The 6,037-nt window shown below is 43.8% G+C and carries 10 protein-coding genes; all 10 read left to right on the forward strand.

The window, feature by feature from the left end; all coding sequences use genetic code 11:
• Positions 1–9 precede the first annotated feature (9 nt).
• The 10 genes from rpsE to rplQ all read left to right on the forward strand — a co-directional run bounded on the left by rpsE (position 10) and on the right by rplQ (position 5,595).
• Positions 10–516 (forward strand): 30S ribosomal protein S5, encoded by a 507-nt coding sequence (gene rpsE, locus IRQ78_RS16140; protein WP_036974018.1) that lies wholly within the window; start codon positions 10–12, stop codon positions 514–516.
• A gap of 3 nt (positions 517–519) precedes the next feature.
• Entirely contained in the window at positions 520–702 is a 183-nt protein-coding gene (gene rpmD, locus IRQ78_RS16145) for a 50S ribosomal protein L30 (protein ID WP_016710201.1), read from the forward strand.
• A 4-nt stretch (positions 703–706) separates the two neighbouring features.
• Positions 707–1,141, forward strand: coding sequence for a 50S ribosomal protein L15 (gene rplO, locus IRQ78_RS16150; protein ID WP_054554386.1), 435 nt, complete (start codon positions 707–709; stop codon positions 1,139–1,141).
• A 10-nt stretch (positions 1,142–1,151) separates the two neighbouring features.
• Positions 1,152–2,480 carry a preprotein translocase subunit SecY gene (gene secY / locus IRQ78_RS16155; RefSeq protein WP_036974013.1) on the forward strand — a complete coding sequence of 443 codons (1,329 nt, stop codon included), beginning with the start codon at positions 1,152–1,154 and terminating at the stop codon, positions 2,478–2,480.
• A 22-nt stretch (positions 2,481–2,502) separates the two neighbouring features.
• Entirely contained in the window at positions 2,503–2,616 is a 114-nt protein-coding gene (rpmJ, locus tag IRQ78_RS16160) for a 50S ribosomal protein L36 (protein WP_002959476.1), read from the forward strand.
• Positions 2,617–2,744: 128 nt separating this feature from the next.
• On the forward strand, positions 2,745–3,101 hold the full coding sequence (gene rpsM / locus IRQ78_RS16165; protein WP_036974011.1) for a 30S ribosomal protein S13: 357 nt from the start codon (positions 2,745–2,747) through the stop codon (positions 3,099–3,101).
• A 13-nt stretch (positions 3,102–3,114) separates the two neighbouring features.
• The gene (rpsK, locus tag IRQ78_RS16170) at positions 3,115–3,501 is read left to right on the forward strand and encodes a 30S ribosomal protein S11 (protein ID WP_036974009.1); all 387 of its coding nucleotides are present in this window, start codon (positions 3,115–3,117) and stop codon (positions 3,499–3,501) included.
• A 21-nt stretch (positions 3,502–3,522) separates the two neighbouring features.
• Positions 3,523–4,143 (forward strand): 30S ribosomal protein S4, encoded by a 621-nt coding sequence (rpsD, locus tag IRQ78_RS16175; RefSeq protein WP_036974007.1) that lies wholly within the window; start codon positions 3,523–3,525, stop codon positions 4,141–4,143.
• Between the two features lie 24 nt (positions 4,144–4,167).
• Entirely contained in the window at positions 4,168–5,154 is a 987-nt protein-coding gene (locus tag IRQ78_RS16180) for a DNA-directed RNA polymerase subunit alpha (RefSeq protein WP_004589198.1), read from the forward strand.
• A 39-nt stretch (positions 5,155–5,193) separates the two neighbouring features.
• Positions 5,194–5,595 carry a 50S ribosomal protein L17 gene (rplQ, locus tag IRQ78_RS16185; RefSeq protein ID WP_004589197.1) on the forward strand — a complete coding sequence of 134 codons (402 nt, stop codon included), beginning with the start codon at positions 5,194–5,196 and terminating at the stop codon, positions 5,593–5,595.
• Positions 5,596–6,037: the final 442 nt, after the last annotated feature.

Here is a 6,037-nt window from a genome sequence, read left to right on the forward strand (position 1 = left end):
GAGTAGACAATGGCTAACGTAGAAGCAAAGCAACAACAGCCTGATTTGGCTGAAAAGCTAATCGCGGTAAACCGTGTGTCTAAAGTGGTTAAAGGTGGTCGTATCTTTAGCTTCACTGCACTAACAGTAGTTGGTGACGGCGCAGGTAAAGTAGGTTTTGGTTATGGTAAAGCACGTGAAGTTCCAGCTGCTATTCAAAAAGCAATGGAAAAAGCACGTCGCAACATGATCAGTGTAGACCTTAACGGTAACACGCTACAGCACCCAATCAAGGGTCGCCACGCGGGTTCTAAAGTATACATGCAGCCTGCTTCTGAAGGTACAGGTATCATCGCCGGTGGTGCGATGCGTGCAGTACTAGAAGTAACTGGTGTACAGAACGTATTGTCAAAAGCATACGGTTCAACTAACCCGATCAACATCGTTCGTGCAACGATTGCTGCTCTAGAGAACATGAACTCTCCAGAGTCAATCGCTGCTAAACGTGGTCTTAGCGTTGACGAAATCACGGGGTAAACCATGGCTAATAAAACTGTAAAAGTAACACAAGTAAAGAGCTCTATCGGTCGTTTACCGAAGCATAAAGCTACATTACGCGGTCTTGGTCTACGTCGTATCAATCACACTGTTGAGTTAGAAGACACAGCATGTGTGCGTGGTATGATTAACCAAGTTTCTTACATGGTAAAGGTTGAGGGTTAATTCGATGCATTTGAATACACTTTCACCTGCTGCTGGTGCAAAAACTGAAAAGAAACGTCTAGGTCGTGGTATTGGTTCTGGTCTTGGTAAGACTGGTGGCCGTGGTCATAAAGGCCAAAAATCACGTTCTGGCGGTAAAGTACGCGTTGGTTTCGAAGGCGGTCAAATGCCTATGCAACGTCGTCTACCTAAATTTGGTTTCACTTCACGTAAATCATTAGTATCTACTGAAGTTAACCTTTTTGAAATCGCTAAAGTTGAAGGCGATGTAGTAGACGTAAACGCGTTACAAGCAGCTGGTCTAGTTAAAAAGAACATCCAGTTCGTTAAAGTAGTTAAATCTGGCGAAGTTTCACGCGCAGTTACCGTTAAAGGTCTTAAAGTGACTAAAGGTGCTCGCGAAGCTATCGAAGCTGCCGGAGGCAAGGTAGAAGACTAAGGAAGTACTAATGGCTAAACCAGGTCAAGATATGAAAAGTGCACAAAGTGGGCTTTCGGAATTGAAGCGTCGATTACTATTTGTATTAGGTGCTATCATTATTTACCGTCTAGGTTCATTCGTGCCGATCCCTGGGATTGACGCCGCTGTACTTGCCGATTTCTTCGAGCAACAAAAGGGCACCATTGTTGAAATGTTTAACATGTTCAGCGGTGGTGCGCTTGAGCGAGCTTCAGTGTTAGCACTGGGTATTATGCCGTATATCTCGGCTTCGATTATTACGCAACTATTAACGCATATGTATCCGCCGTTTATAGAGCTTAAGAAAGAAGGTGAGCAAGGGCGTAAGAAAATTAGCCAGTACACACGCTACGGCACGCTTGTGCTTGCTACAATCCAATCAATCGGTATTGCTACAAGCTTACCGGGTATGATGGACGGGTTAGTTGTTAACCCTGGTATCGGTTTCTATTTCACTGCTGTAGTGAGTTTAGTAACTGGTACTATGTTCCTAATGTGGTTGGGCGAACAAATTACAGAACGTGGTATCGGTAACGGTATCTCAGTTCTGATTTTTGTTGGTATCGTAGCTAACCTGCCGTCTGCTATTGGTTCGACAGCCGAAATGGCGCGCCAAGGTGATCTGAATGTACTTGTACTGTTATTGATTGCTGTAATCGTATTCGCTGTTACTTACCTAGTTGTATTCTTTGAACGTGGTCAACGTCGTATCGTCGTTAACTACGCAAAGCGTCAACAAGGTCGTCAGGTATTTGCTGCTCAAAGCACGCACTTACCACTGAAAGTAAACATGGCGGGTGTTATTCCACCAATCTTTGCTAGCAGTATAATTCTGTTCCCTGGTACAATTGCAAGCTGGTTCGGCCAGGGTGAAGGTCCGGTCGCTGATGTGCTACAAGCAATCGCTACAACGTTGACTCCAGGTCAACCTTTATATGCGATGGTTTTAGCTGCGGCTATTATCTTCTTCTGCTTTTTCTACACCGCGTTGGTATTTAACCCGCGTGAAACAGCAGATAACCTGAAAAAATCTGGCGCATTTATCCCAGGTATTCGTCCAGGTGAGCAGACATCTAAATACATTGATAAAGTGATGACACGCCTGACATTGGCAGGTGCTTTGTATATAACCTTTATCTGTCTGGTGCCCGAATTCATGACTATGGCATGGCAAACGCCATTCTATTTCGGCGGTACATCAATTTTGATTATCGTTGTTGTAATCATGGACTTTATGGCACAAGTACAGACGCATCTGATGTCACATCAGTATGATTCTGTGCTGAAAAAAGCAAACCTTAAAGGCTACGGTCGATAAGGTCATTTTACGGAGTTGAGCAATGAAAGTACGTGCTTCCGTTAAGAAAATATGCCGTAACTGTAAAGTTATTAAACGTGCTGGTGTAGTACGCGTAATTTGCAGTGAGCCTAAGCACAAGCAAAGGCAAGGCTAATTAAACAGTCGTGCAGGCTGAGTTATTTACTCGGCCTGTGTTTTTAGTTGTGATTTGGTCTTCGTTTGAGTATCCTTACGGGCTTTTCAAACAGATGATTACCAAATTCAAATATAGGAGATGTGTTAGTGGCCCGTATCGCTGGCATTAACGTCCCTGATCATAAACACGCAGTTATCGGTTTAACTGCTATTTATGGCATAGGTAAGACTCGCTCTAAGGCTATCTTAGCAGCGACTGGTATCGCCGAGACCACAAAAATCGGTGAACTTTCAGACGAAACACTTGACGTATTGCGTGAAGCAGTTGGCAAGTACACTGTAGAAGGTGACCTTCGTCGTGAAGTTACATTAAATATCAAGCGCCTTATGGACCTTGGTTGTTTCCGTGGCCTACGTCACCGTCGTTCGTTACCACTACGTGGTCAACGTACTAAGACTAACGCGCGTACTCGTAAGGGTCCTCGCAAGCCTATCAAGAAATAAGGTGGGGTAGATTATGGCTAAAGCACCAATTCGTCGTAAGAAGGTTAAAAAGCAAGTTGCTGATGGTATGGCTCACGTTCATGCTTCTTTCAACAACACTATTGTAACAATTACCGACCGTCAAGGTAATGCACTATCTTGGGCAACAGCAGGTGGTTCAGGTTTCCGTGGTTCACGTAAATCTACTCCATTCGCGGCTCAGGTTGCTGCAGAGCGTGCAGGTACTGCTGCTCAAGAATACGGTTTAAAAAATCTAGAAGTTTTCATCAAAGGTCCAGGTCCAGGTCGTGAATCTGCTGTACGTGCTTTGAATGCTGCTGGTTACCGTATCACCAACATCACTGACGTGACGCCAATCCCTCATAATGGTTGTCGTCCACCGAAGAAACGTCGCGTTTAACAATAGGTTAGGAGAAATAACATGGCAAGATATTTGGGCCCTAAGCTCAAGCTGAGTCGTCGTGAAGGTACTGACCTGTTCCTTAAGAGCGGCGTAAGAGCTATCGACTCTAAGTGTAAACTTGAGACTGCACCTGGTCAGCACGGCGCTCGTAAAGGTCGCTTATCTGATTACGGTTTACAGCTACGTGAAAAGCAAAAAGTACGTCGTATCTACGGTGTATTAGAAAAGCAATTCCGTAACTACTACAAAGAAGCTGCTCGCCTTAAAGGTAATACAGGTGAAAACTTGTTACAGCTTTTAGAGCAACGTTTAGACAATGTTGTATATCGCATGGGTTTTGCTAGCACACGCGCTGAAGCACGTCAGTTAGTAAGCCACAAAGCGATTTTAGTTAATGGTCGTGTTGTGAACATTCCTTCATACGTAATTACTCCAGAAGATACTGTTGTAATTCGTGAGAAGTCAAAAACACAAGCACGTATCATCGCTGCTCTAGAGTTGGCTGAGCAACGTGAAAAGCCGACTTGGGTTGAAGTTGACGGTAAGAAAATGGAAGGTAGCTTCAAGCGCCTACCTGAGCGTTCAGATCTGTCTGCGGACATTAACGAACAACTAATCGTCGAACTTTACTCTAAGTAAAGTTAAGAGTTAAGAGAGGATAAAATGCAGGGTTCTGTTACCGAATTCCTAAAACCAAGGTTAGTCGATATCGACGCTATCAACCCAACGCGTTCTAAAGTAGTTTTAGAACCATTAGAGCGTGGCTTTGGTCACACTTTGGGTAATGCCTTACGCCGTATACTGTTATCATCTATGCCTGGATGTGCAGTAACTGAAGTAGAAATCGACGGTGTATTGCATGAGTACAGCGCGAAAGAGGGCGTACAAGAAGACATCATTGAAATTCTGTTAAACCTTAAAGGTCTAGCAGTAACTTTAGAAGGCAAAGATGAAGTTTTTCTGACCCTGACTAAATCTGGTGTAGGCCCTGTGACTGCGGCTGATATTCAGCACGATGGTGATGTAACTATCGCCAACCCAGATCACGTTATCTGTCACCTTACGACAGATAGCAGCGAGATCAGCATGCGTATTCGTGTTGAGCGCGGTCGCGGTTATGTGCCGGCATCTAGTCGTTTATCCTCTGATGACGATGAGCGTCCAATTGGTCGTCTGCTGCTTGATGCATCATTCAGCCCAGTTGAACGTATTGCGTACTCGGTTGAATCAGCCCGTGTTGAGCAACGTACAGACTTAGACAAGTTAATCATTGATATGGAAACAAACGGCACTCTAGATCCTGAAGAAGCGATCCGCCGTGCGTCTACTATCTTAGCTGAGCAATTAGATGCATTCGTAGATTTACGTGATGTAACTGAGCCAGAAGAGAAAGAAGAGAAGCCAGAATTCGATCCTATTCTGCTTCGTCCAGTTGATGATCTTGAGCTAACAGTACGTTCAGCAAACTGTTTGAAAGCCGAGCAAATTCAATATATCGGTGATTTAGTTCAGCGCACTGAAGTTGAGCTTCTTAAAACGCCTAACTTAGGTAAGAAGTCTCTAACTGAAATTAAAGACGTGCTAGCTTCACGTGGTCTTTCTCTAGGTATGCGCCTAGAAAATTGGCCGCCTGCAAGCCTAGCTGAATAATCTAAATCACTATATTAGTTTAGTTAGAAGGATAGGGTCATGCGCCATCGTAAGAGTGGTCGTCAATTAAACCGTAACAGCAGCCATCGCAAAGCGATGTTCAGCAACATGGCTGGTTCTTTGGTGAAACATGAAATCATCAAAACAACTTTGCCTAAAGCTAAAGAGTTGCGCCGTGTAATTGAACCTTTAATCACACTGGCTAAGACTGACAGTGTAGCAAACCGCCGTTTAGCGTTTGCTCGCACGCGTGATAATGAAGTAGTTGGTAAATTATTCAGCGAAATCGGTCCACGTAATACAGACCGTCCTGGTGGTTACACTCGTATTCTTAAGTGTGGCTTCCGTGCTGGTGATAATGCACCAATGGCTTATATTGAACTAGTTGGTCGCCCAGCGACAAACGAAGAAGTTCAAGAAGACGCGCAGTCTGCAGAGTAAGTCGTAAAGACACCAAAAAGCCGAGCTTATGCTCGGCTTTTTACTTTCTAAAATTCACTACTAAATTTCACTATCAATAAAACAGCTCTATCAACCCCAAACATTACCATGCAATCTTGAAGCACCTAGCACCTAGCACCTAGCACCTAGCACCCAGCAATTAAGATCACATATAAAGATCAATTCGCGTTCTTTTATAGTTAAATCACCTTCTATACAACTTAAATACAAGCTCATTTATAAAAAACACTGCCTAAATAGCCATAATACGAGTAATTTAGTGCTATTTTCACTCGTTTCGTTCGTATTTTGCGCGAACAGTCATTTTTTTCATAAAAACTTCAAAAAACAGTTGATCTCAATTCGGATCTCCCTATAATGCGCATCCACCGACACGGCGGACTGCTTACAAAAAAGCAAAACGACGAGTTGGTTGAGTCAA

Origin of the sequence: Pseudoalteromonas simplex, from assembly GCF_015278155.1 — a bacterium.
GTDB classification, from domain to species: Bacteria; Pseudomonadota; Gammaproteobacteria; order Enterobacterales; family Alteromonadaceae; genus Pseudoalteromonas; species Pseudoalteromonas simplex.